General features: G+C 44.3%; 23 protein-coding genes and 1 pseudogene. 7 read left to right on the top strand and 17 right to left on the bottom strand.

All coding sequences use genetic code 11. From position 1 onward, the window contains the following. Positions 1 to 148: 148 nt before the first annotated feature. The gene (locus C9I92_RS04600) at positions 149 to 616 is read left to right on the top strand and encodes a hypothetical protein (RefSeq protein WP_047883954.1); all 468 of its coding nucleotides are present in this window, start codon (positions 149 to 151) and stop codon (positions 614 to 616) included. Positions 617 to 736: 120 nt separating this feature from the next. Here C9I92_RS04600 and C9I92_RS04605 read toward each other — a convergent pair whose 3' ends face one another. Beyond that, positions 737 to 2,104 (bottom strand): hypothetical protein, encoded by a 1,368-nt coding sequence (locus tag C9I92_RS04605; RefSeq protein WP_047883955.1) that lies wholly within the window; start codon positions 2,102 to 2,104, stop codon positions 737 to 739. 203 nt (positions 2,105 to 2,307) lie between these two features. Continuing rightward, entirely contained in the window at positions 2,308 to 3,075 is a 768-nt protein-coding gene (locus tag C9I92_RS04615; RefSeq protein WP_047883956.1) for a ribonuclease H family protein, read from the bottom strand. A 141-nt stretch (positions 3,076 to 3,216) separates the two neighbouring features. Here C9I92_RS04615 and C9I92_RS04620 point away from each other — a divergent pair. Beyond that, a pseudogene (locus C9I92_RS04620) lies at positions 3,217 to 3,387 on the top strand (IS110 family transposase); the annotation flags it as partial. A gap of 214 nt (positions 3,388 to 3,601) precedes the next feature. On the opposite strand, the gene C9I92_RS04625 reads toward C9I92_RS04620, so the two are convergent. Beyond that, complete coding sequence (locus C9I92_RS04625; RefSeq protein ID WP_047883957.1) at positions 3,602 to 4,510, bottom strand: IS5 family transposase; 909 nt, start codon at positions 4,508 to 4,510, stop codon at positions 3,602 to 3,604. Positions 4,511 to 4,689: 179 nt separating this feature from the next. Between C9I92_RS04625 and C9I92_RS04630 the strand changes: the two genes are divergently transcribed. The 4 genes from C9I92_RS04630 (at position 4,690) to C9I92_RS04645 (ending at position 7,745) form a co-directional block, all read left to right on the top strand. After that, positions 4,690 to 5,538, top strand: coding sequence for an HNH endonuclease (locus tag C9I92_RS04630; RefSeq protein WP_053061726.1), 849 nt, complete (start codon positions 4,690 to 4,692; stop codon positions 5,536 to 5,538). Beyond that, positions 5,519 to 5,872 carry a nucleotide pyrophosphohydrolase gene (locus C9I92_RS04635; RefSeq protein WP_047883958.1) on the top strand — a complete coding sequence of 118 codons (354 nt, stop codon included), beginning with the start codon at positions 5,519 to 5,521 and terminating at the stop codon, positions 5,870 to 5,872. The genes C9I92_RS04630 and C9I92_RS04635 overlap by 20 nt, the downstream gene beginning before the upstream one ends. 104 nt (positions 5,873 to 5,976) lie before the next feature. Next, positions 5,977 to 7,047 carry a hypothetical protein gene (locus C9I92_RS04640; protein ID WP_047883959.1) on the top strand — a complete coding sequence of 357 codons (1,071 nt, stop codon included), beginning with the start codon at positions 5,977 to 5,979 and terminating at the stop codon, positions 7,045 to 7,047. A 2-nt stretch (positions 7,048 to 7,049) separates the two neighbouring features. Then, the gene (locus tag C9I92_RS04645; protein WP_047883960.1) at positions 7,050 to 7,745 is read left to right on the top strand and encodes a hypothetical protein; all 696 of its coding nucleotides are present in this window, start codon (positions 7,050 to 7,052) and stop codon (positions 7,743 to 7,745) included. Positions 7,746 to 7,882: 137 nt separating this feature from the next. On the opposite strand, the gene mutT is transcribed toward C9I92_RS04645, so the two are convergent. The 13 genes from mutT to guaB form a co-directional block, all read right to left on the bottom strand. Beyond that, positions 7,883 to 8,278 carry an 8-oxo-dGTP diphosphatase MutT gene (gene mutT, locus C9I92_RS04650; protein WP_047883961.1) on the bottom strand — a complete coding sequence of 132 codons (396 nt, stop codon included), beginning with the start codon at positions 8,276 to 8,278 and terminating at the stop codon, positions 7,883 to 7,885. Beyond that, entirely contained in the window at positions 8,265 to 9,542 is a 1,278-nt protein-coding gene (locus C9I92_RS04655; protein WP_248827362.1) for a YDG/SRA domain-containing protein, read from the bottom strand. Before C9I92_RS04655 ends, mutT begins: the two co-directional genes overlap by 14 nt. A gap of 321 nt (positions 9,543 to 9,863) precedes the next feature. After that, entirely contained in the window at positions 9,864 to 11,462 is a 1,599-nt protein-coding gene (gene trbL, locus C9I92_RS04660; RefSeq protein WP_107193824.1) for a P-type conjugative transfer protein TrbL, read from the bottom strand. A gap of 10 nt (positions 11,463 to 11,472) precedes the next feature. Continuing rightward, complete coding sequence (trbK, locus tag C9I92_RS04665) at positions 11,473 to 11,709, bottom strand: entry exclusion lipoprotein TrbK (RefSeq protein ID WP_045324611.1); 237 nt, start codon at positions 11,707 to 11,709, stop codon at positions 11,473 to 11,475. Between the two features lie 12 nt (positions 11,710 to 11,721). Then, complete coding sequence (gene trbJ / locus C9I92_RS04670; RefSeq protein ID WP_047883963.1) at positions 11,722 to 12,492, bottom strand: P-type conjugative transfer protein TrbJ; 771 nt, start codon at positions 12,490 to 12,492, stop codon at positions 11,722 to 11,724. 236 nt (positions 12,493 to 12,728) lie between these two features. Then, positions 12,729 to 14,489: a TraI/MobA(P) family conjugative relaxase gene (gene traI, locus C9I92_RS04675; protein ID WP_047883964.1), complete on the bottom strand. Its 1,761-nt coding sequence runs from the start codon at positions 14,487 to 14,489 to the stop codon at positions 12,729 to 12,731. Beyond that, entirely contained in the window at positions 14,486 to 14,851 is a 366-nt protein-coding gene (traJ, locus tag C9I92_RS04680) for a conjugal transfer transcriptional regulator TraJ (protein WP_047883965.1), read from the bottom strand. Before traJ ends, traI begins: the two co-directional genes overlap by 4 nt. A gap of 777 nt (positions 14,852 to 15,628) precedes the next feature. Continuing rightward, positions 15,629 to 16,312, bottom strand: coding sequence for an ABC transporter ATPase (locus C9I92_RS04685; protein WP_428838591.1), 684 nt, complete (start codon positions 16,310 to 16,312; stop codon positions 15,629 to 15,631). Between the two features lie 88 nt (positions 16,313 to 16,400). After that, positions 16,401 to 17,252, bottom strand: coding sequence for a helicase RepA family protein (locus tag C9I92_RS04690; RefSeq protein WP_047883997.1), 852 nt, complete (start codon positions 17,250 to 17,252; stop codon positions 16,401 to 16,403). A 4-nt stretch (positions 17,253 to 17,256) separates the two neighbouring features. Next, positions 17,257 to 17,487, bottom strand: a complete 231-nt coding sequence (locus tag C9I92_RS04695; protein ID WP_017686317.1) for a helix-turn-helix transcriptional regulator — start codon at positions 17,485 to 17,487, stop codon at positions 17,257 to 17,259. Positions 17,488 to 18,304: 817 nt separating this feature from the next. After that, on the bottom strand, positions 18,305 to 19,492 hold the full coding sequence (locus C9I92_RS04700; RefSeq protein WP_047883967.1) for a tyrosine-type recombinase/integrase: 1,188 nt from the start codon (positions 19,490 to 19,492) through the stop codon (positions 18,305 to 18,307). A gap of 307 nt (positions 19,493 to 19,799) precedes the next feature. Further along, complete coding sequence (guaA, locus tag C9I92_RS04705) at positions 19,800 to 21,383, bottom strand: glutamine-hydrolyzing GMP synthase (RefSeq protein WP_047883968.1); 1,584 nt, start codon at positions 21,381 to 21,383, stop codon at positions 19,800 to 19,802. 106 nt (positions 21,384 to 21,489) lie between these two features. Further along, entirely contained in the window at positions 21,490 to 22,953 is a 1,464-nt protein-coding gene (gene guaB, locus C9I92_RS04710) for an IMP dehydrogenase (protein WP_047883969.1), read from the bottom strand. A gap of 270 nt (positions 22,954 to 23,223) precedes the next feature. On the opposite strand from guaB, the gene xseA reads away from it, so the two are divergent. Then, positions 23,224 to 24,585 carry an exodeoxyribonuclease VII large subunit gene (xseA, locus tag C9I92_RS04715; protein WP_047883970.1) on the top strand — a complete coding sequence of 454 codons (1,362 nt, stop codon included), beginning with the start codon at positions 23,224 to 23,226 and terminating at the stop codon, positions 24,583 to 24,585. Between the two features lie 59 nt (positions 24,586 to 24,644). Here xseA and C9I92_RS04720 read toward each other — a convergent pair whose 3' ends face one another. Beyond that, positions 24,645 to 24,872: a zinc ribbon domain-containing protein gene (locus C9I92_RS04720; RefSeq protein ID WP_047883971.1), complete on the bottom strand. Its 228-nt coding sequence runs from the start codon at positions 24,870 to 24,872 to the stop codon at positions 24,645 to 24,647. Positions 24,873 to 25,473: the final 601 nt, after the last annotated feature.

A 25,473-nucleotide genomic window follows, 5' to 3' on the forward strand; every position in this document is an offset into this window, starting at 1 on the left:
TCAATCTACATCCATCACTAGCTCAGTCATACAACGAAGTGAGCTATGCTTTGTGAACGCTGGCCGGACTAATGTCTAATTTTTTCATATATATACAACTAACTAATGAGTGTGTACCTCGTTATTTTTAAATCAAAGGAGAAACTAGTTGGCTTGGATAGAAGAGTACCTTAAAGATTACACTAAGCAACGAGACAAACTATTCAAAGAACGTTGGTTTACAGCAAAAAGTTGGTTTGCTCGTTCTAAAGAATCCACTAAGTATCAAGAACTTGAAAACCTGTTAAGTATCGAGAAAGATTTTAACTCTAAGTGGCTGAAAAATTTAAGACATGCCATTGTTAGGTATAAATTGAAGGAAGATGATATAGCTGAAGCAAAGTTGCTCATAGACACCCATATATCCAAACATAAAGAGCGAGACTTTTTCCTAATTATTGCAGGAGTCTTGTTCGCTGCTTCTATAAAAGTCTTGGGCAATGACTTCCTTTTCAGTTCAGCTGTTGTTCTCACAGCTCTTTTTCTTGGCTATGAGCGCTTGTTTGTTAGTACGACAAAAAATAGTTTAGAAGAGTTTAAAGCTATACTAGATATTGCATCGAAACCAAAAACATAGCAAATGACTAAGATTTAAATTTAAAGATACTTTATTAATCAGCCACTGCCCCAACAATAGAAAGTTTAAACTGAAATAAGCCGAAAACATCTAGCGTTGGGAATCCGACTTAAACGCTTGTTAGTTTTTAGATGCGTAAAACTGTTGTTGCTCTCCGCACTGGGTACATAAAAGCGTCAAAGTATTTTTATCAGTTTTTATTGTGACATCTGTCGAACCACAACCGATGCAACTAGTGTTACTTACAGCTTCTTCACTTGGTTTAGAATCATCAAACACCTTATGCAAGTCATTGCTCCAAAGTGCCTCTGGAGATTTATAGAAAGCTATATCGTCCCCACCACCGATTACTAAATCAAATAACACAATATTCAACTGAGATCTTTCTGTACCATAAATACGATTGTACTTATAAACATCCCACCCTTCGTTACTGGCTCGCGTTGCCAAATACAAAACTTTGCTAGGTATTGTGTTTACTGCATGCTTTCGGCTCTCCGCTTTCCCTTTTGCGTAGAATATGTGAGCATTTTCAGTTGCTTTTTTTATAAAATAATAGATTTCAGATACAGAAAACTCATTAAGGATTTCTTTAATAACTTCGTTTGTTTTCTTCGGTGCGTCAGGTAATTGTAGCTGTTCTAGACAAATGCTTAAATATTTTGCGACTTCTTCTTCAGCCAATTTAAACACTAACTCCTTAAGCTCCTCTTCCCACTCAAGCTGTATACCATCTCGCAACTCCACATAAACTAACTTGAACAATTCTTCGAGACTTAACCTACGAGAACCATCTAGAGATACGTTAACAACCCAAAATACATCTCGATAAAAAAATGATTTGAAGTCATCAGAGGGGTCGAAAGCCGAAAGTGGAGAGCGAGCATCCACAGCAATCGCACCGTCTCGATGTAGTTTTAAAATAATTTCATTATCAAAGTTATCTGAGGGAGATAACTCCACAGCACTACCAGAGTTATTCAACGGCTTAATACGATTAAGATCTGAGTCTGATTGCATCAAAAATAGGGATAGCAAATAGCACTTATGTCTGAATGATAGGTCCGAATATTTGAGCATAACCTTTTTCTCAAGGTCATACTCTTGAGAAATTTTCTCTAGATCTGCTGCCAGCTTCGCTCTTGCTGCTTCGGCTCTTTTCTCAGAACACGGCGAACATTTACATACTAGTGGTCTGTTATAATGGTGACCTTCCTTGTGATCACACTCTAAACAAAAATACTCCATAGAGTATGATGCGCCTGTTTTGCTTTTACGTTTATAGAAGAGAGGCAAGGAACAGTATGCACATTCAAATGATTCATGCATAACAGGGGGAAACAACGAAACTAGTTTATTCGGATGCGCATCTATCCCAAACTCTTCCATAAGTTCTTGGTTTTTCTCTCCGGAAATGTACCTTTCGTAAAGTTCTTCAAGTTGCTCGGATGTTAAGTGCTTAACTTCTTCAGCGAGTTTAATCTTCATGAGACAGTGCTATTAACCGTTAAAACAATGAGGAAATTTTACATTTTACAAGGTCACAAGGCTAGAGAAAAACTAACGCTTTGCTAAGGTGTGAGTACCGCAATACAGAAACTTCCGCATACCATTTTAAACACTAAACGCAACGCATAGTAAAAATGCCGCGCGTTGCGAATCACTCTTAAACAGTTTGCTATGTGTGTTGATCAACCAGCACGTAAGGCTAAAAGTTCAGGAATATTATCAGTTTCTCTGTACAATGAAAGGCTCTCATCCTGAGACTCAATTGCTATGATAGACATTCTATCTGCTAGCTCATTACCCTCAATACCAACATGCCCATTTACATGGTGGATCGTGATTTGAGACGATATTTCTTGGTAGAGAGAATAAGCTAGTTTAATGATGTCCAAATTTTTGATTTCACCACCAGACTTAGCCCAACCTTTTTTCTCCCAGTCACTAGCCCACTTTGTAATACAATCGATAGAATATTTTGAGTCACAAAAGATACCTACTGAGCTTCCTTTTGCTAACTTATCCTTAGCAAGCAGCAGAGCCTGATTGAGCCCATGAAGTTCAGCAGTATTGTTAGTGCCAAATGATTGATACAAACCATACCAGAGTTCACTTAGCTTGTTGTTCTCATATACCGCTAGTCCTGTCCCTGCCTCTCCAGGGTTCGGATCACAGGCACCATCAGTGTAAATTTTTACATCAAACGGCATTGCGTCTATTTGTTCTTGAGATAGCGGGACGGATTTCAATTTACTAGATTTTTTAACGATCTTAGTTTTAGTCTTTGGCGTCGTTGGTTTTGTTTTTTTACTAAACGCAGACTCAGCTTCCTCTAGCGTTGGAAACGATTTAAACCTTGCTCCCGCAAAGCCGTCGACTAGTGACTTACACTTCGCCCAAGTAGTGAAAATACCAGTCTCTCGACCTTTCCATACCACATAATACTTTTTAGCCAAACCGTACTCCTAAAACCAAATTGAACGGACACAAATAGCTGCATTAAGTTGAGCTACTCCATCCCCCGACCTAACTCATGGTGCCGTAAACACTGAGGTTAAATCTAACCCAAAATACCGAGAATTGGTAATCTGCTTTAAATGTCTGCGATGCAGTGTAACCCTGTTTTTAAAGATACTTACCAGCGACTTTTAGATGCAGGGAAACCGAAAAAAGTCGCCATTATTGCGTGTGTCAGGAAGATGGTTGTGATCTTAAATTCGATGCTTCGAGATGGCGTCATGTGGAACGAAAACATAGCCAGAAATTAGCTATTGACGCCATAGTCGTTTGTTAGGCATATGAGTCAAGCACATCTTTAAACAAAGCTTCGAGCAATTCTATTACCGCACCAATGTCTGCTATAGCTTGAGCATGCAATAATACTGGAGTACTTTTACTAAATTCATGAATATATCTTGGCGTACAATCGGCGTTGTTGATCAAATCAGCTTGAGGATCAACGATGCCATATATGACCAGCAGTTAGCTTCTGACGGGCATACCTAGTTCTATAACTTTGTTTATAGCTTTAACATTCGCCATGATTTCGCCCACTTGAGCGTTGTAACATCTCAAGCTCAGTTTACCGCTTGTGAGTCCTTTATATCGGGATATTGCAGTCTCAGATATTGAGCGATAGTGATAACCAGACTCGGCTTTCCATTCCGCTATTGCCCCATTTTTCAGCGCTGTTACGGCTTCGTTTCTGGGATGGCCATCTTCCCAAAGTGCTGCATTCTTTCGAGGCGGTATTAACGGGGTACAACCTTTCTTTTTCAGAGTCTCGTGGCAATTTCTGGTGTCATATGCACCATCGGCAGATACGGCAATGACCTTTCTGCGTAGTGGGTTGAGCAACGTAGGTAGCACTTCACTATCGCCAACATTGACAAGGCTGACTTCCGCACTAATCGCTTCGTGAGTATCCACATCAATAGCTAAGTGCAGTTTGCGCCATGTTCTGCGTTTTTCTGCCCCATGCTTTTTCACTTTCCATTCACCCTCACCAAAGACTTTGAGGCCATTCGAGTCAATGGCGATATGGCGGATAGCCCCTCTAGATTTATTGCGATATTTGACCTGAACAGTCTTCGAGCGTTTACTGATACAGGTGTAGTCAGGGGATGTCAGAGGAACATCCAATAGCTTGAAGATCGAGTCGATAAAGCCTTGCAGTGCACGTAATGGCAGAGAGAAGATCCCCTTAATCATCAAGGCCGTTTCAATCGCGGTATCAGAGTACTGGAAGCCTCTACCACGCTTACCATGATGGGCTTTGAATTGCCATGCATCTATGGCTGAGTCATCTATCCAGAACGTAACAGAACCACGTTTACACAGAGCCTTATTGTACTCCGCCCAGTTAGTTATCTTCTTTTTCGCCTTGCCCATGTCACCACCGCACTTACCATCACAAGGGATCAGATCGCAGGACTTGGAAAAGGTTCAACTGATTTAGGCAACAACGCCCCTCCACATACCAACACTCCCAAGATGTAACTATCTAGGTATCCAAATATTGTCACTATCGTTATTATGGGACAATTCTTTATTTGTCATAAGGCTACAATATGATCTGGGCTATATACGTATCAGACAAACCACATTCTCGTGTCAATTTCCCTATTGGTATCAACCAAGGTATCTGGGGAGTAAAAGAAAGCAAAAAGGATACCGTTACCGATATTAAAGAAGGCGATCTTGTTGTTTTTGTATATTCCATTTCATGGTTAAAAGCGGAAGGTAAAGCCCCAAAAGGTTTCTCGCGTGTTGGAAAAGACCAGATTCATAATTTTCGGGGCGTAGTTCAAAGCATCACTATCGGAAAGGTAACTAAAGCTTACTATTCGTCATTATCAAAAGTATGGCCTGATGACGTTTATCCTCATCGGTTTGAGTTCGATATTATCGAAGTTCATAATGACAATGTTTACTTTGGTACCGAGTTTTTCAACGAGGAGTTTGTCGAAGCAGTTCGCTACTCAGCATGCACGCAAGGCTCAGTAACACGCGCTAGTTCTATTGAAAGACTAGAACAGATAACCAGCAACATTGACGAAGAACAAGAGGCCGAAGAGCTAGAATCTGGTTATGAAGGAAAACCTATACTGAGACTTCACAAGTCCCGAGAACGAAGTGCAAAAATCGTTAAGCAGAAGAAAAAGCAAGTTATCAAAGAAACAGGTAAGCTGGCATGTGAAGTATGCTCTATGGACTTCAAAGCTGTATATGGAGAACTAGGTAACGGCTTTGCAGAATGCCACCATAAAAACCCTCTTAGCCTTAGAGATGAGAACAAGAAAACTGAACTATCCGACCTAGCTATTGTTTGCTCTAACTGTCATCGTATGCTTCACAGAAAGCGTCCTTGGATAAAGATCGAGACACTAAAGGATATTTATGAAAAACAAAGACCTTGAAGACTTAAAAATGAAACTAGCTAAGTTCGCTCAAGATCGTGATTGGGATAAATTCCATTCACCTAAAAACTTAGTTATGGCTTTAGCAGGAGAGTCTGGCGAGCTTGTAGAATTGTTCCAATGGCTTACAGAATCTGATAGCCAAAATCTGAGTGACAAACAGAAGCACAGAGTAGAAGAAGAAATTGCTGATATTTTTCTTTATTTACTCCGTCTCTCAGCTAAGCTAGACATCGATCTAATCGAAGTCGCCAATAGTAAGATATTGATAAATGAAATTAAATATCCCATAGAGCGTTGTTACGGTTTATCAAATAAATATACAGATTTGTAGTATTCAAACTCACAACACAGCCCCATCTCATATAAAAACAGGTGAATAATTTCGACACTTAGCTTAGTATTTACACTAAAAATTCACGGATCGGAGCAACCTCAGTGTCAAATGTGATCGTTAGTAGCGAACCAATTTCTACAGATAAAAACTTTTGGGTAATTAGAGCAGGCAAAGACGCCGTTTATTATGACCATTTTCGAAAAAATAATGTTGTAGCAATAGGTCACACTGAGGGACTTGATGTCGGAGATATTGAAGGCGAATTGTCACCCGAAGATACTGCAGCTATATTAGCTCTGTATCAAACTAACCTAGCAGCGAAGAGAGAAGCTAAATCAGTCATTTCAAGACAGGTAGGCCAAGTTCGTCAATTTTTAACCCGTGTAAAAGAAGGCGACACAGTTTTAACTATCACTGAGTCTAAGGTTCTAGCAGGGAAAGTAACATCTAACTGTTACTACGACGAAACCGAGTTAAAGATATATCCAGATGATGAGAGTAAGGGTTGTTACTTTCCTCTTCGTATCAATGTGGAGTGGGGGAAAGCTCAAGCTAGAGAGTACATTCCTTACATTATCGATAAAAGCTTCAGAAATACAGGAACGATCTTTAGTCTTTCCGACGAAGACAAAGTAAAAACTCTGAACCATTGGCTTCACCCAATTCATTTTGTTGAAAACGAGGTTAGATGTTCTGTAAATATCAAATCTAGAAAAAAACTGTCAAATAGAGAGCTGTCAAGCTTATCCACTGTTTTTGATCAATTAGAACTGCTAGCAAACTTTATTGCAGAATTCGAGAACCCAGAAGATGCTACAGCCGAATGTTTTGTACAATATTTGAACGACAACAGTTCAAACTACGGATACAAACTAACAGCTCAGCACGCATTTATGTCTCCTGGACATCAATTTATCCAGTTAAAAGGTACAAAAGCCCAGATAACAGCTTTCGCTTTAGCCTTCGCGTGCATATTTAATAGCCACATAGTATTTGCAGAACAAGGTGCGAATAATGCAGTCTTAAGTGAAAAGGTTATTGAATTAGCACAAGTTATTAAAACAGAACAAGTTCGCCAATCAGTGGAATCTCTTGAAGCAGAAATGCAAAAGCAGATTGTCCAAGACTCCGAATTTGAAGAACCAGTACCATCTGAAGATGCTATGCTTTAAAAATGAGTAATAACAATAATCAAACGTCTATTTTTAGACGTTTTTTCCAAGGACTACTAAACCCATTTAAAGCTAATTGGACAGAGTCAATACACTTTGTGATTATAGCTGTTGGGATTGTCGTATCTGGCTACTGGGCCTATCATACGTTTGATATTTTGTCACAGAAAGAAGTAGCCGAAGCTAACCTAGCAAAGACAAACAGTGATCTTGAAAAGGCTCAGCTGGAGCTAAAGGAGCTTCGGGCTAAGATTGATGGAACAATATCAAGCGATATATCGATAGATGTCGAACAGCACACTCTTAGCAATAATAAAATAGGTCTTATCATCAGTGTCACTGTAAAGAACAATGGCACCCAAGACATTGATATGACATGGGAGAAAACACCTTTAAAGGTATACAAGCTAGCATATAAAGAAGATCTCATTGCGAATAAAGGAGTACAAACCCCTTACCTATATCGCTCTCTTAAAACTGAAAATGAAGAAGATAACGTTTCAATAAACAACTTATACCTATTCGTTGGAGCACAAAAAAGCCTCTCTTTCTTTGTAGAAGTAGAAGCAAATAATCTCTACTACATAGCTTTTGAATCAAAAGTGGATGCATCTACAAAAAATAACCTAGACCAACACGGCAAAACTGGAGTTTGGTTATCATCCAAATATGTCTTTGCAAAGGCTAATATAATTTAATTAACAACACCAGCCTCTGAATCGCCACTAGTATAGTAGCTACTTTTGGTATGACTAAAAGTATGTCAAATCACCACACGTAGAAATAAGGAATCAGCTAGGCGTAACTACGAAGGGGCAATTACGTTTTATTTTAACTAGCTGACTCTAGCTATTAGAGAGTTCCAAATAGGCACATCGGCAGGCGCTAATTCCTTATCCAAAAGATTTGAAACTTTTACCCATTCATAGCGATCATGATCCATCAGTGCAAAGCTGCTTGTTTGAAAATGACAAATGAAAGCAATCAACTCAATTTCAAATGTGCCGTAGTCATGTTGAACCGTTATGAAATGGTCCTTTACTCGAACATCCATATCTAACTCTTCAAGCAACTCACGTTTTAAACATTCCTCGTATGACTCTCCTTCCTCAACTTTACCGCCCGGAAACTCCCAATAGCCTCCCATCGATTTCTCAGGATTACGGCGGCATAAGAAGACTTTATCTTCATCGTTAACAATAATTCCGCAGGTAACTTTAATCATAGCCATGAGTGATCCGGTGGTAACTGAAATTTTCCAAATTGATGTAATGTGCTGAATTAACCGTAAGCTTGCCTTCTGCATCCCCTAATAAAGTGTAATCATCAGCTACAGCGAACATTCCTTTATCAAACATCACGTGGTGGTTTGGACATAAACACAACAAGTTATCAACGCTATCGTCACCATCATGTGGACGCCCTACTGGTTTTATATGAGCACCTTCAGCATAGAATCCACTTTTCGTTCTTATAGCAGTACCGCATACCTGGCATTGATACGCATACAGCTTTTTAATTTGTCGCGATTTTTCTGTATCGCGAGCAATTCTAAGAACTGTACCTGTTCGACGTTCTGTCGGCTTTTTAGTGTAATCTAAACTAGGTTCAGCAATTTTAGGTTCTAAGTTTTGGTCAGAAAAGACAAGGCGGAATCTACATATTTTGAATCCTTCTTTTCCTTTTTCTTCCCATGCATCAACTACATTATACAACCCGGCATAAACGTAACCGCTCTTCGGAGAGCGTTCGGATTCATGCTTATGACCACGAACAACCCTGACAGGTAACCCTTGGTCCATACTAGTTAACAAACCAGCATTTCCCGGCTGTGACCAAGATTGATCACTGATTTGCTTTCCATCTTTGTTACCGCCAGCACCGGTATATATGATTTCATCACCATAATCAGCATCATCTGAATAACCGCCAGATAAAACAATCGCTGCTGTACCTTCATTCCCGTTACCATCGATGCCAGATGTCCACACGCGATGAAAACTAGAAGGCATCATCTCTTTTCTTGTTTCAAAGTGATGTCCGATATCGAATCCAGGAATTTCACCAATGATTATTGGTCTCTTCGTTCCCGTTAACTCTTTTGCTGGCTTTTCTACTAGGACGGTTTCTATCTCATTTATGGATTTACCTGATTTAGAAACAATTTCAAACTTTAGCCTGGTCAAAACTTTAAAACACTCGCTACCAAGGCCCCCAGTAAAGTGGTGAGAATAAATTGGGTCATCAAGTATTGAGCTTAACGCCATGCCAAATATAGCTTTGGGAGGATACCGTTTATCTTGATATATCAAATCATAACCGGTTGAATCAGCGTAAGTTTCTGCTTCTCTATTATTTGCTTCAAATCGTTCAATCGCAGATTGAATATCAACAACACTCATAGGAGCAGCTAATTGCATTAGATTCTTTAAGCGATTACTTGCGTCTAGCTCATATTTCACAGGCTCACCCTTACCATACTCAACCAGTTCCATTATGTATACCACATAAACAGTATCAAAAATCGTATAGCAAAGCTAAACGGACAAACGTAATTTTATATTCATAAATATGACTACTAACACGTAGACTCCTGCCATAGCCCCCTATTAACATTTGCATAATCACCAGTATCGTAGACATTTTTAGCTTTACCAAAAGTAGGTCAATTTATATCAAGAGAAATGTGTCCTACATCTTTGGCTGAGAAGAAAAAGGACACTTTCGATATAGAAATGGCAGAGTAATACCGATGTGATCGCTACCATTTTAAATTGAGACCTTAATACTCTCCCAGAACAACTCTAAGAATTGATCTAGCTGTAATTAGAACTCGTACGTTTAACAAAGCTGGCTATCTCTTCATTACGTTCCTGCATATACGAAACGTAATCTTCGACATCGGAGGTGTTCTTTTCTGGGTCACGTTCTTGCCATTCTGCGTGTGATTGGCGAGCTTTCTCCTGATCTTCACTGGACAGAGAATCAAAGCCACTAGTTTTGTTTATCCAGCCGCCATTGTCACCACTCAAGCTATCGCTATCAAAGGACAGTGAAGAGTTGCCCTCCACGGATTCTTTGTTGTCGCCATTAGATTCCATACTCTCGCGTATGGAGGTGGCCAAACGACCGCCTGCCGTCTGGTTGACTGTGTCCTGAAACTTCTCTGCTACCTTTGCTCCCACCCCTTTAGCCAATTCGCTTGCAGTGCCAGCAGCCAAAGAGGAAGCATGACTAAACCCTGCTGCTTGAGCAAATGGGGATTCTCCAGTACCAGCGTAGTCGCTGCTCGAACCCTCGCGACCCGAGCTTTCGCTAGTATCATTAAAATTACTGCTACTAAAGCTCGACATATCTTCCCCTGACAAACTAGACTGGGCTTTAGTAACAGCCGCTTTGATGGCATTCGCTCCACCAACAGCATTTGCGGCACCTCCCAACACCGCAGAGCCTGCCATTTTAGCCCCTGAAATTCCCATACTAGCTGCTGTCATAGTAGCTCCTACAGCAGCACCAGCACCAAATGAGCCAATTCCTGTAGAACCTACACTGCCACCTGATACCAAGCCGGAAAGCATAGGGGGAACCTTGTCTACCAAAAACAGTAAAATCAGAGATATAACCAACATAACGGCCAGCTCTTGACTTGCCATGTTCTCAGAACTCATTTGGCTGTGATAATCCACGAGAAACTGCTTACCAATGGCAACGATCAGCACCATCGCCAGCAATTGAGCAGCCAAACCTAATATGGCTTTGTAATAGTTGATTGCTATGTCAGAGGTCCAACGAGATCCTCCAAAGCCTAAAAAGAAAACCCCGGCATAAAGCAGTATCCAACTGGCCGTTAAAAGAAGCAGTAAGTTGACAGAAACAATAGCCAAAACAACCAACACAGCTAAAGCCATAAGTTCCATCATTAATGCTGTAGGGAACTGCCTCCAACTGAGTTCTGAAGTAGCCTCGACAGTTTTGTCATAAAGCTCAAACCCCATATCTAAAATACTCGATGGCCCGAGCTTACTACTGCTAAGCCCTCCGGCATCAGCCCCAAGTTGTTGCAATGAATCAACAATTGTTCCCGCGATATTCATCCCATGCGTAGCGTTGGATAGTAACCACCAGTAGAAACCCGTAAAAAGAGTGAAGCGTATGAATTCAGCGAAGAACTCACCGATATCGGCTTTGCGTAGCAACATGAACCCAAAAGTAATCACCATTGAAATAATCACTAACGTCCAAAAAAGCCGAGTTGCAGCAGCCTCAATCGTGGGCCCCCACGTCGATGTAGCACTATGAAAGCGGCTAAGCACATCATTCATAACTCCGCTGCTGCTCAATTCATCAGCAAGCGCTACTCCAGGCAACAGGAAAGTCACGACCACGAAAAAACCACCAAACATAATATTTTTCATAGACCCCCCGTTAAAAGTCATCTTCAGGGCTAGGATTAAACTCCCACTTGCCCATTTGCTGAGCTTTACGGAAAGACTCGCATTCACTCGAAAATACCTGGCGTTTCGCTGCACTTTTAATCTCAGAAAGAGCTTGTCGATATGCTTCTCCAGTACAGGTCACTTTATTTGCTTCTGGTGTAATATCTTCACACCCGATTAGCAAAACAGTCACTACAGCTAATATAGGGAAAATTGACTTTTTCATATCCAACTCTCCTTAAAAATCATCGATTGGACTTGGTTGAAACTCCCAGGCGCGTAACTGCTTTTCTCTAGCCTCTCCCCTAGCATGTGCATCACTCTCTGACGCCAGCCTAGCAGCCTCGGCATTCTGCTGAGCAATCAGCAAGCTACGGATTTGCAAAAGTTGGTTGGCCTGGTTGCTAGCGAGTTGGTTAGCATAGCCAATAGCAGCTAACTGACCATCAGCTCCCTGAGCTGCAGACTGTAAGCGGTGCAGCTGACGAGCGTCGGCCTGTAAGTTTTCATGCTGTAACTTCAAGCTCTCAAATAGAGCATCGTTTGCCGTTTTCTGGGATTCAGACGCTAAACGACGGTTTTCTTCCATCGCGGCTTGTTCTGCTGGCGTACACCCTCCAGAACCGTTAAAGCAAGGTGAACTGCGGTAGTAGGCCACATCCTGGAATTTGCTGATGTAAGCATCAAGGCTACCAAGCTGGTTTTGATAATAGGCAAGCGTGTTGGTGGCATGAGTCAAATCATCGATCGTCGATTGTGCCTGGTCCCAAATGTAAGCTGCTGGTGCCATGGTGTTTTGCAGTTGGTTTTCATATTGCTGCAACTGCGTTTGATATTGCTGAACTTGTTTAGCAGTCTGCGCAACGGCTTCCGTTGCCGAAATGATGTTCTGCATTAGATTTGTTCCATCAACAACCGGAATCCCCGCATATACAGGATTGGAAGTGTTTAACGCCAATGAAATAGCAAGCACGGGAATTTTAGCCGCTAAAATTTCTCGTTTTAGCATGGTCAATTACTCTTAGTGGTTATGACTAAAAGTTGCATTCACCAACCTGTAGGGCTCGCTCCCTACTCCTGCCGTTGCCAGCGGTGAATGTGGGCCTTTTCAGAGATAGCTCGCCACTTACTATCCCGGCGCCCGACCTGCACGACACCGTTAAACGCGCGGCCAAATAGGGTTAAACATCGGTGTTATTACCAACCGAAGCGGTTAGGGCTTCCGTCGATTCCTTTGCCAACACATCAACGTGATCGGCTCTTATGTTGTCGTTTCGCTTTTTTAGCTGCCTGCTCAGCTTGGAGCTTAGCTTTACGCTGCTCTAGTGCTGGCATGACTGACGCTTTTTCAGTTACAGGGCCTGAACGTATAGCTAAGACCTCTAACTGGGATAGATTCTGCAACTGGCCACTGCGTGAAGGTGGCACTTTTCCAATCGGTAACACGCCAGGTTTATCAGATCTCTTGGACCCTTTATTCTGGGCCACTAATGCCTGACGGCGGCGCTCTAGTCCTTGGTCCGAAAACTTTATAGACAGATTGCCATCAACAGCGGCTTTAATTACTCGAGCCTTAAACTCTGGAGAGCCATTAACAGTAATTCTGTTTCCGTACCGCTCCATCGCAAACTTAAGCGCTTCCAGTACACTTGCTTGATTGGATGCCGTTGCCACCTGCAACCGTTCCCCATCATCACGCACTGCACTTTTACCTGCTCGATATATAATGGTGCCCTTTTTCGTAATCGTATCGATAGCTGCTTTAGACGCGGCCTGAACTGCATCTCCTTTAAGGGTATTGCCTTTAAGCTTTTGTGCAGCCTCTCGGCTACGTAGCGCTTTGAGGGCTTCGCTATCTCCCTGCAATGCCTGGCTCTTTAACCAATCCGCCCAGGCTTGGCGTTTATTGCTTTGATATATCGTTTGCCGTTGCTCTTGATAACGCTTGTGAATGCGCTCAAGCTCGCTTTTCAATGCATTGCTGGCCTGTTTGTACAAAAGCTTCTTAGTAAGCTTATTGCTACCGGTTAACTTAATCGCTGCGCGACGGCCACGCCCTTTCCTCTTGGCGTTTTCAACCTGTCGATCTTTATCACGACGAGCCTGTTCAAGGGCTTTCGACTTACTCGCTGCGGCACATTTCTGCTCTGCTTGATAACGGGCATATAGCTCGGTGGTATCCACCTTCAAACGAATAGGTTGATGTGTATATTGGCGGCTCGGTTTAACAGATTCCGACTTAGCCGCTTCAAAGGGACCTAAGCGCGCTTCGAGTTTGGGTTTGGAAAACTCTCGCCCCAAAGTGCTCGCTTTTATGATCGCTTCACCATCGGCAACGATCACTAGACCATTTCCTCTGGTTCTTAACTGTAAACCGTTGTCCTGCATTACCTGGTGCAACGACTGCCAGCTATTGGCTGATTTGATCTCGTCCATACATTCGCGCTTCATCCAACCTACTAAGCTTTCAATGCCTGAATGGCGCTCCATATCCATTGCACGAGACTCGGCTCCTCGTTTGCGCGGTATATGATTATCCGGCTGTAAGCCAAAGTCTTGCTCGATAGCCTTGCACATTTCCGCTAGCTTTTTATGTGGGTAATAAGGCTCATGGATTGTGTTGCGCGTAGGATGAATTTTATTGATCGCGATATGGATATGTTGATTGTCCGTATCGTTGTGCACAGCACTGACACGCTGATGCTCTCCATAACCCAAGCCTTGGCAAATGCGCTCTTCTATCGCGGCTAAGGTATGCACTTCTAACTGTTCACCATTAGGGAAGCTCACTATCAGGTGGTAGGTTTTATCACTCTTCGCTCGGGTGTTCGCAAATTGAGTTGCTAACACTTCGCTGATCGCATCGCGCACGTTTTTCGCTTCACAGTTATTTAAACGAACGTTACCAAGTCGATGCGCCTTACTCTGTTGTTCAGTGATGTAATTCACCAAGCCCGCAAAGTCAGACTTACCTTGCGAACGCATCGGTACGTGCTTGACTATCATTGGTCTGCCCTCGGCCGGAGAATAGACTCCATAAGCGAACTCATTTGATCTTGCGTCGCCTCAATGCGATTAAGCACCGCTAAGATTGTATTGACTCCAACATTCGCTACCTTGGCATCATTACTAAGCCATAATTTAAGCAAACCACCCAAACGCCCTAAGTCACCATTCACTCTCACCAGTTCGCGTACCTGTTCAACATCAGTAACTCCTTGAATGCGGTAACCTTGGCCGACTTCACGTAGATAAGTGGAAGTACTAAGACCTGCTTGCGCGGACAGCGATTCGATCAACTCACGCTCCTCTGGCAGACAGTAAACCTTAATCGGTGGGCTGTTCTTTCTAGTGGTGTTGTTCGCCATGCTTTATCTCCTCTCTCTGGCCCCGCAGGGCCGGATCAACGTTGAGTGCCGAAGGTGCGAATAAGTCATAAGTGAAGAGGCTTTGCCATGCTTGCATGGTGTGCCTACTTCACACATCCTGCCCGCATCTCAGCCTTGGTTTTATCAAGGTAACCTCTGCATAGAAGTCTGCATTTCTGTGTATTTCCCTGTTTTTACCTGCTCAGCAATCTGTTTGTATAAAAACCTGATAGTTACAACGCTCTAATAGTGACTGAATAGCGCTAAAATAGCGGTCTTACAGCGATTTATGTGTGGTGGTTTTACTCCATATCACGGCACAGAAAAACACTGCTTTCCTAACACTTTCCGCTCTAGACTAAACAATTCAAAGCCTTTGCGTTTAACTGCCCCCCAAGTGTCAATGAAAAGCAAAACCGACAAAATATAACCATAAATTAACTATTAAAATCAGAAAGTTAAATTAACCTCAAATATTACCCCTCCACTTTCATTGACACTTTCAGCCAATCTAAATGCCAAAACACTCGGAGTATTGTCTCCCTTCGGTCGGGATGTACTCCAGGAAGGAGCGCAGAGCATAAGATTTCTTTACCTCTTGGCGTTAAACCAACGGCCATGGCCGTTCGATAAAGCCTTTAGGCTTTATTACTTTAAGGTGTAGCCCGTATAAAACGGGCGGTTACACCGCCTGGATATCCTGAAATATCCTGAATATCCTGCTAAAACGACAAAAAATCGGGCCCCTGTGAGTCATAAACGGGCCTCTGTGAGGTGTTACCGGGCCGCTGTGAGGTGTTGCCGGGCCGCTGCGAGTCGTTTAACACGACTTTCAGCGTCGATTTCTATACCGATACAACGCAACCTATCGATATCCTTTCGTATCCTCGTCCGGTGATTACTTATAGTCTTACTACTTACTTCATCACCACTGACAGCCTTGATGAGCGTATCAAGGTGCCAACCTCCAACAGGATCATGCTTATGAGTGAGGATATAGCGCGCAACAGCTTGGCTAATCCCATATTGCAACCTAGCAATAGGTGTTGGCTCATAATAGAGAGACAAGTCCTGTTCCAGCAGCATTACCAAAGCAACTCCTAATCTGACACGCCACAGATTCCGCTTACCGCGAGTCAGCGGGTTATATCGAGTCATAGGAGACGGAACAACATGGTCAACTAAACCGCCAATGATGCGGTCTCCGGTCAACTCCAACTCCGGTGTGACAATTTCAACTGTCGCAGATCGCAATTCACAAACTAGTTTTTTTAACCGGTCATCACTATATTGGTGTTCGGACAGCATTCGACGCAGCTTTGCAGGATCAACCAGCAGCTCAACACCACCGTCCGAAATATCTCGACGACGCTCAGCCACATACAACATAGACTCAACAATATCCGCATGGCGCTGCCCTAACCTGCCAGTGACCCGACAGCGCCCAAATCGGGTATCCATCCACTCACCTTTACGTTGTAATGGCTTCCTACTAGGCTGATAGATCATCACCCTAGCCTGCAGAACCGTGCTGGTAGGTGTCACCTTGTTACCAGTTGTCATCACTAGTCCCTACCACAGTTTTAAGCTTCGTAGCTGGCCGCCTTTTTTGACGTTCCAGGATGGCTGGTTTAAGTACACCGCCGTCATATCGTCTAAACCAACACTCAGAAAATGGGTCACCGTAATTAGCTTTACTCACACCAAAGCGGACAAAATGTTTTCTCTGTTTACTCTCAACACCCAATTTTTCTGCTTCAGTGGGAGTCATACTTGCGAGATACGCTTGCCAGCGGATATTGTCGACTAACACTGACGATCCTCGACTGGCTTGCTGATGGTCTCCCCCACCCATCATCATCGATCCTTTGTTGGAATGATGCAGAAACACAATGGAGCAGTCCGTTTCAGCAGCAATAGCCTCCATTCGACCGATAACCTTCGCCATAGGGCCACTGGCATTCTCTTCTTCAATATGGAAGCGACGCAGAGTATCCAGGATCAAAAGTCGTCTCCCCTCTGCAACCTTCCTGATACTTTCAAACCATGCTGAAGCCATAATGTCAGGACATTTGCCAATCAATGGTTCAATAAGCAGACCTTGGGCCACCATTTGTTTTTGTGTAGGAGAAAGGTATCCTCCCAAAGCATGTAATCTATGATGAATAGCAGCAATTGGGTCCTCGGCGGGCAAATAGGCCACTAAGCCATTAGCCAGATCGCCTATGCCCAGCAAATCAGCTCCTCCCGCTACCTGTGCCGCCAATTGAAGGGCCAGCATTGATTTACCTACGCCGCCAGGGGAAACAATGGCTCCTATGGTTCCCATAGCCATATTGGGCAACACGTAGTCAATCGGTGGAGGCAGTTCATTAAATGCAGTCAAAAGATCTAGTGCCATATTGTTAACCTCCCATGAAATAACCTGGTCGAATAGCCTGAAGTCGAGACGTTCTTCGTTCTTCAATCCATTTCTCAACTTCAGCTAAATCCCAAGCTACATTTCTGCTTGTAAGTACAATACGGCGTGGAAACTCTCCTCGTTGTTCTAAGTTGTAAATAGTCCGGTCAGAGAGCGGAATCATTTCCAACAATACTTTTCTATTAATTAGTGTTTTATGTGCCAGTGTTTGCATTTATTTGCCTCCGAATACCAGAAGAGACTTTAATAATAACAATAAAATTGAAATTTAAAACAACAAAAAAACAATTTAAATATTAAAAATAGAAATATCATTTACATGACAAACGATATATCGAAATTGAACAAACAATATATCAAAATAAATAACCCAAGAAGGAATACTAATCATTAAAAACTGACATACTTTAACAAGATTAATTTTAGCTGCTAAAATAGGACTACTTTAGTTATGATTTTAAAATCATATCAATTATAAAAAAACAACACCTTACCTTAAGACATATCTCTTACTGAAATTTTAGCGGCTAAAATTTCAGTAACACTACTTCAGGGTTAATCTAGTGCTATGAAGCTAGTACACTTCATGTCGGTTCAAAAAATATCTCGTTACATTTGACAGTTAATTTATTGCAAACGGTGTGGATAGAAAACAACTGGTTTATTACATCACTATTAGAACTACTTTTACTAATGATTAAATATACGAAAAACTTACTATTAATATATAATAAATTAACCATTGTATTTTATTTAAATTAAAATAACGTGGATTTTATAGTTATATATTGGAGAGAGGAATTAATGAGGGATGTGAAATATGAAAAGGAAACCTTTTATATGTAAATAGAGACACATATTAAAATGCTGTTATTAAATATGAGTTACGTTAAGGATGGTTTAATACTCGACGTAACTCTAATCAACCAATTAAAGTGTCAATATAAAGAACTTCATATTACAAAATTAAGTCGTAGTTATAGAATTATAATCTATAAAAATGCAACAAAAAGGAAAAGTATATTGAACTATTATTCAGTCCACTCATCAATCATATCAGCCCAGTCCTGTAGCATTGATGTTCGTTGTTCTCGATACTCAGCTTTGTTGTAAACTGCCCTAACCCCTTTCTGTTCGTGCGCTAGGCATTTTTCTATCCAATCCGTGTTGTATCCAGCTTCATGCAGCAGTGTACTCGCTGTTCTACGTAGGTCGTGCGGCCCAAACTTACTTAGTGACTGACCTTCCTTTTGCGCGGCCTTGTATGTCAAATCCATGACTCGGTTCATCGTCGCACTACTCATTGGAGCATCAGAGTCATAACGGGAAGGAAGAATGTAATCAGAACCACCGGCAAATGTCTTTAAGGCGATGAGAATGTCCATAGCCTGACGTGACAAAAATACCAGGTGCGGGTTACGTCGTTTCATTCTCTCCTTGGGGATCGTCCACAACGCTTCACTAAAGTTAATTTCATTCCAGGTTGCATTGGTTAACTCGCTTTTGCGCACCATAGTCAACAACAGCAACTTTACCGCAGCACGAATCGACGGCGTCGTTCCTACTTTTTCCATGTAGCGGTACATCAAACCAATCTCAGCCGGTGTTAACGTTCGATCTCTTGGCTCAAATCGAGCGATACTTGCAGGCCTTACCAGGTCTGCCGGGTTCTCAACTTTTTGCCCTCTCTCAATCGCCCATCGATACACCTGGAGCACAATGTCACGCGTATGCACAGCTGTTGCCGGTGCTCCACGCTCTACTATCGCGTCAGTTAACGCTCGTAGATCTTCATGAGTGATTTCTTTCAGCTTCTGATTGCCAAATTTACCCTCTAACTCTCGGGCATAGACTGAGCGACGCATATCCCGGGTAGAATCAGCCATCTGATAGCCACGCAGCCATTTCTGAGCCCAAGCACCAAAGGTTTCAGCATCTTTGGTTCTCGCCTTAGCACGGGCTTTCTCTTTGGCCGGTGACTTTCCATCAGTAACCATTCTCTTCGCTTCATTGAGACGCTCACGCGCTTCTGCTAACGTGATGCCTCCTACTCCGTAGCGACCAAAAGTAATGGTTTCTTGTCTGCCATTGATCGAGTAATTGTAGCGAAAAGAGATAGAGCCTGCGGTAGTGACAGCAACATAGAGGCCATCACGATCATTGACTTTGTAAAGTTTATCTTTGGGTTTGAGATTGCGTAGCTTGGTATCAGTCAGCATGTTTCGACCTATTATTCTTGTTTGATACCATGCTGAAAAACCTCTAAAAAACCAGAAATTAATCTTTATAAAACAGATAGATATAAAAATTTAATACCATGCCCCATCAAAAACACTCAGCATGGTATCGGGCGTAATCCATGGCATTACCGATGAATCATACCCATCAAAATACCACGGTCAAACCGTGCTTGGCGTTGCCAGACATTGCCAAAAATGACTAACCCAAAAACAAAAAAAGTCCGCAATTACGCGGACTTAAGTATGATTTGGTGCCTGTTAATGCCAGACCTTTCTTAAAGGAGCATTATTCCCACTCGATGGTTGCTGGCGGCTTACCAGAAATGTCGTAAACCACACGGGAAATGCCGTTTACTTCATTGATAATACGGTTAGACACTTTACCCAGGAAGTCGTATGGCAGGTGTGCCCAGTGCGCAGTCATGAAATCAATCGTTTCAACAGCACGCAGTGATACTACCCAGTCGTACTTACGACCATCGCCCATAACGCCCACAGAGCGTACTGGCAGGAAGACAGTGAAGGCCTGAGAAACTTTGTTGTACAGATCCGCTTTATGCAGTTCTTCAATGAAGATAGCGTCAGCACGGCGCAGCAGGTCACAGTACTCTTTCTTCACTTCGCCCAGTACACGTACGCCCAGACCTGGACCCGGGAACGGGTGACGGTACAGCATATTGTACGGCAGACCCAGTTCCAGACCGATCTTACGCACTTCGTCTTTGAACAGCTCTTTCAGCGGCTCAACCAGACCCATTTCCATATCATCCGGCAGACCGCCCACGTTGTGGTGAGACTTGATCACGTGTGCTTTACCGGTCTTCGATGCAGCAGACTCAATCACATCCGGATAGATTGTGCCTTGTGCCAGCCACTTCGCGTTCTCCAGTTTACCCGCTTCTTCATCGAAGACTTCAACAAACACGCGGCCGATGATTTTACGTTTGGCTTCTGGCTCATCCACACCTTCCAGTGCAGACAGGAAACGATCTTCAGCATTAACGTGAACAATGTTCAGGCCGAAGTGGTCGCCAAACATTTCCATTACCTGGTGGCCTTCATTAAGACGCAGCAGGCCGTTGTCAACGAAAACACAAGTCAGTTTGTCACCGATGGCACGGTGCACCAGCATTGCAACAACGGAAGAATCCACACCGCCTGACAGGCCCAGGATCACTTCATCATCGCCCACTTGCTCTTTGATACGTGCAATAGCGTCTTCGATGATGTTCTCGGAAGTCCACAGCTTCTCACAGCCACAGATGCCCAGAACGAAGTTTTCGATAATGCGCATGCCCTGACGAGTGTGAGTCACTTCCGGGTGGAACTGTACACCGTAGAAATGCTTCTCTACGTTCGCCATCGCAGCGTAAGGACACGTCTCAGTTTCAGCCACTTTGACGAAGTCAGACGGGATTTCAACCACTTTATCACCGTGGCTCATCCAAACGTCCAGCAGCGCCTGACCGTCATCAGACAGCGCATCTTCAATGTTGTGGAAGAAGTCTGTTGGCTCAACAATTTTCACCTGCGCATAACCAAATTCACGCTCGGTTGAACCAGCAACTTTACCGCCCAGCTGCTCAGCCATGGTCTGCATGCCATAGCACACACCAAATACCGGTACACCCGCTTCAAACACATATTGAGGGGCACGAGGAGAGCCGGCTTCGGTCACACTTTCCGGACCGCCTGACAGGATAATACCGTTCGGATTGAAGTCGCGGATATCGGCTTCATCGACGTCCCAGCTCCACAGTTCACAATAAACGCCAATTTCACGGATACGACGTGCGATTAGCTGCGTGTACTGAGAACCAAAGTCCAGAATCAGGATACGTTGGTCATGAATATTTGTGGTCGTGCTCATTTCAGGCTGTCTCAAAAATCAGTGGAAGGTGGGGGCTAAAAAACGCCCCCGATCTTATACGAGTTTTTTAGTTAGGCAAACGTTTTCGCAATTCGTTGCGTAGCGATTAGCCCAGACGGTAGTTAGGTGCTTCTTTTGTAATCGTCACATCGTGAACGTGAGACTCTTTCATGCCAGCACCAGAGATACGAACAAATTCCGCTTTAGTACGCAGCTCTTCGATGGTTGCCGAACCGGTCAGACCCATGCTTGAACGCAGGCCGCCCAGTTGCTGGTGAACGATTTCTTTCAGGTGACCTTTGTACGCCACACGACCTTCGATACCTTCCGGTACCAGTTTGTCTGCCGCATTGTCAGTCTGGAAGTAACGGTCTGAAGAACCTTTTGACATCGCGCCCAGAGAGCCCATGCCGCGGTAAGATTTATAAGCACGGCCCTGGTACAGCTCTACTTCACCCGGTGCTTCTTCCGTACCGGCGAACATTGAACCGACCATCACACAGGATGCACCAGCCGCAATGGCTTTACACATGTCGCCGGAGAAACGGATACCGCCGTCTGCGATTACCGGAATGTCGTATTCGTTCGCTACGGCCGCTGCATCAGCGATAGCTGTAATTTGCGGAACACCCACACCGGTCACGATACGAGTGGTACAGATTGAGCCTGGGCCGATACCCACTTTCACAGCACTGACACCAGCTTCAATCAGGGCACGAGCACCTTCTGCCGTCGCTACGTTACCGCCTACGATTGGCAGGTTCGGGTAGGCAGTACGGGTTTCGCGAATACGCTGCAGAACCCCTTCAGAGTGGCCGTGAGAAGAGTCAATCAGCAGTACGTCAACACCCGCTTCAACCAGCGCTTTCACACGCTCTTCGTTACCGGCACCGGCACCCACCGCTGCGCCCACACGCAGACGACCGAACTCGTCTTTACACGCATTAGGCTTACGCTCTGCTTTCTGGAAGTCTTTTGCCGTGATCATGCCGCGCAGCTGGAAGCTGTCGTTAACCAGCAGCACTTTTTCAACACGGTGCTGCTGCATGATTTTTTCTACTTCTTCACGTGATGCGCCTTCTTTGGCAGCCGCCAGTTTACCTTTTGGCGTCATCACATCTTCTACTTTCAGGGAAAGGTCGGTCACGAAACGAACGTCACGGCCGGTAATAATACCCACCAGTTCGTTGTTACCAGTCACTACCGGGTAACCGGCAAAGCCGTTTTCTTCAGTCAGGCGCTTCACATCTTCGATGGTATTGTCTGGTTTCACGGTGACAGGTTCTGATACCACACCCGCTTCGAACTTTTTCACCATGCGAACTTCACGAGCCTGCTGCTCAATGGACATGTTTTTGTGGATGAAGCCAATGCCACCTTCCTGGGCAAGGGCAATCGCCAGGCGACCTTCAGTGACGGTATCCATTGACGCTGACACCATAGGGATGTTCAGCGAAATGTCTTTCGTCAGACGGGTGCGCAGATCGGCAGTGTTAGGCAGTACAGTTGAATGGGCTGGAACCAGCAGAACATCGTCGAAAGTCAAAGCTTCTTGTTTGATTCGTAACATTGCAATATCTCACACCAAGTAGAGGTTTAAAGAAGGATAAAATATTGCGAACGAATTATACGTAGGGTGCAAACGTTTGGCTAGAATTTTTTTTGATTTTTTTATTGATTATTTTCCCTTGATCTGTAATATATTTCGGTTAAGTTTCCGGTGTTGCGGTCGCCGTTTTACGACCAAGATCTGTCCACAGATCTGCCCAAAAAATAGCAAACGATATCTTCTCTCGTTTTCCGCACCCGCCTAAACCTCCGACTACAGGTTTTCTGCCGCGTGACCCTATTTTCTCCCCAAACTCAGAACAACGATCGCATTTATACCGTTTCCAGCCTGAACGCTCAGGTCAGACTGATCCTTGAGAACGAAATGGGAGTTGTCTGGCTGGTTGGTGAACTGTCTAACCTGTCGATGCCAGTCTCCGGCCACTGGTATTTCACCCTGAAGGACTCCCGTGCTCAGGTGAAATGTGCCATGTTCAAGGGCACAAACCGACGGGTCACCTTCAAACCGGCCAATGGGACCCAGGTTCTGGTCAAGGCGAGATTGTCCCTGTATGAACCTCGTGGGGACTACCAACTGATCATCGAAAGCATGCAGCCGGAAGGTGATGGTCGACTGCAGCAACAATTTGAACAGCTGAAAATGGCACTGGCCGCCGAAGGTCTGTTTGCTCAGTCGCTGAAAAAACCACTGCCGGATTTACCTCGCCGGGTCGGGATTATTACCTCCAAAACCGGTGCTGCGCTGCATGATATTTTGCAGGTACTGAAACGCCGGGATCCCAGCCTGCCGGTTGTAATTTACCCGACCATGGTACAGGGTGAAGGAGCTGCCATTTCAATTGCGCAGGCTATCGGCCGGGCAAATGCCCGCCAGGAATGTGATGTCCTGATTGTGGGGCGTGGCGGTGGCTCTTTGGAAGATTTGTGGGCGTTCAACGAAGAAATCGTGGCCCGCACTATCGCAGCAAGTCAAATCCCGATTGTAAGCGCCGTCGGCCACGAAGTGGACGTGACGATTGCTGACTTTGTCGCGGACGTACGCGCACCGACCCCTTCAGCAGCCGCTGAGTTGATAAGCCGGGATATGACCCACCAGACCCAGCAGATACGCCAGCGACAGCAACAACTGCAAAGCGCTATGCGCCACTACATGTCTGAACGCCTCGCCCAGGCTATTCGCCTGCAGCACAGGCTGGACCGCCAGCATCCGCAAGTTCGCCTGAACCAGCAACAACAGCAACTGGATGAGCTGACCGGACGCCTTGGTCACACCATGCAACGCTACATGGCCCGTTACCAGCAGCGATTGGAGCAATACAATTACAAACTGGCGCTGCACTCTCCTGCCCGCACGCTGGCAACCAAACAGAACCAGCTCCACCGGCTGGAAGACAGACTGCAGGAAGCCATGGATCGTCGCTTGGTCGCCTCTGGCCACCGACTGGCAATGGCTGCCGAAAAACTGGAAGCGGTCAGCCCGCTGGCAACACTGGGACGGGGATATTCCATCACCCGCGACAGTAGCGGCACAGTGGTTCGCAACAGCAGTCAGGTGTCGGTCGGTGACACGATTCATACCCGACTGGCCGACGGCGAGATAAGTTCTGTGGTCAGCGAGTCGTCTTCCCGTTAATCTGAAGCCCATCAATCTGTGTCCATTAACCCCATGTGTCCCGTCAGGGTTGATGGAGGCTATTCGGCCCTGACAAACTCAATCCGGATTCTGGATTTAGACTTCAACTCATTGCACTGATTACAAAAATAACTGGCGGCACCGCAGGCTGCCAGCTTTTCCAACTGGGCTGCACAGTCCGGGCAGTACGCTTGCTTTCGCCAATTTTTACCGCAGTCCTCGCAGTGGTAATGATTGTCATGCCAATGCATTTCCGTTTGGCATTCCGGGCAAAAATTCTGTTCCATGTGTTACTCCTAATCAGGCATAGTCGGCATTTTTATGCGCCGTATCCTAGCGCAAGTTGTTTTCACTGCCATTGATTCAGCTTAGGAATCCGCTCTCTGGCTCTCTGGCTCTCTGGCTCTCTGGCTCTCTGGCTCTCTGGCTCTCTGGCTCTCTGGCTCTCTGGCTCTCTGGCTCTCTGGCTCTCTGGCAGAGCATCTCACTACACGTGTAGCTTCATTAACAGCCATTCGATATTTTTCACTGCATGTTCTTCGCACTCGCCTCTACTGCTTATCCAATATCTCTTTTCTACCGCGAAGCCTGAGCGTACCTGATTCTGTTGATCAACGTGATAAACCCTATTGATCAGCGATCAGGTACCAAAAGAACATTTATCAATACACTTCCCGAAAGCATAAGTTACATATGCTGTTTTTCAATTTAAACCGATATATTATTTTATCAATGTGGTTTTAAAGCCCATAGATCAAGAATGTTGTAAACCCATAGAATCAGGATCCAGCAAACTTTACGACGGTTATCAGATACCGTCATTTCATTAATAATAGTCTGATAAATATAAAAAAATCGCCATCAAGGCGATTTTTATCAACGGGTTCG

Origin of the sequence: Photobacterium ganghwense (genome assembly GCF_003025595.1) — a bacterium.
GTDB classification, from domain to species: domain Bacteria; phylum Pseudomonadota; class Gammaproteobacteria; order Enterobacterales; family Vibrionaceae; genus Photobacterium; species Photobacterium ganghwense.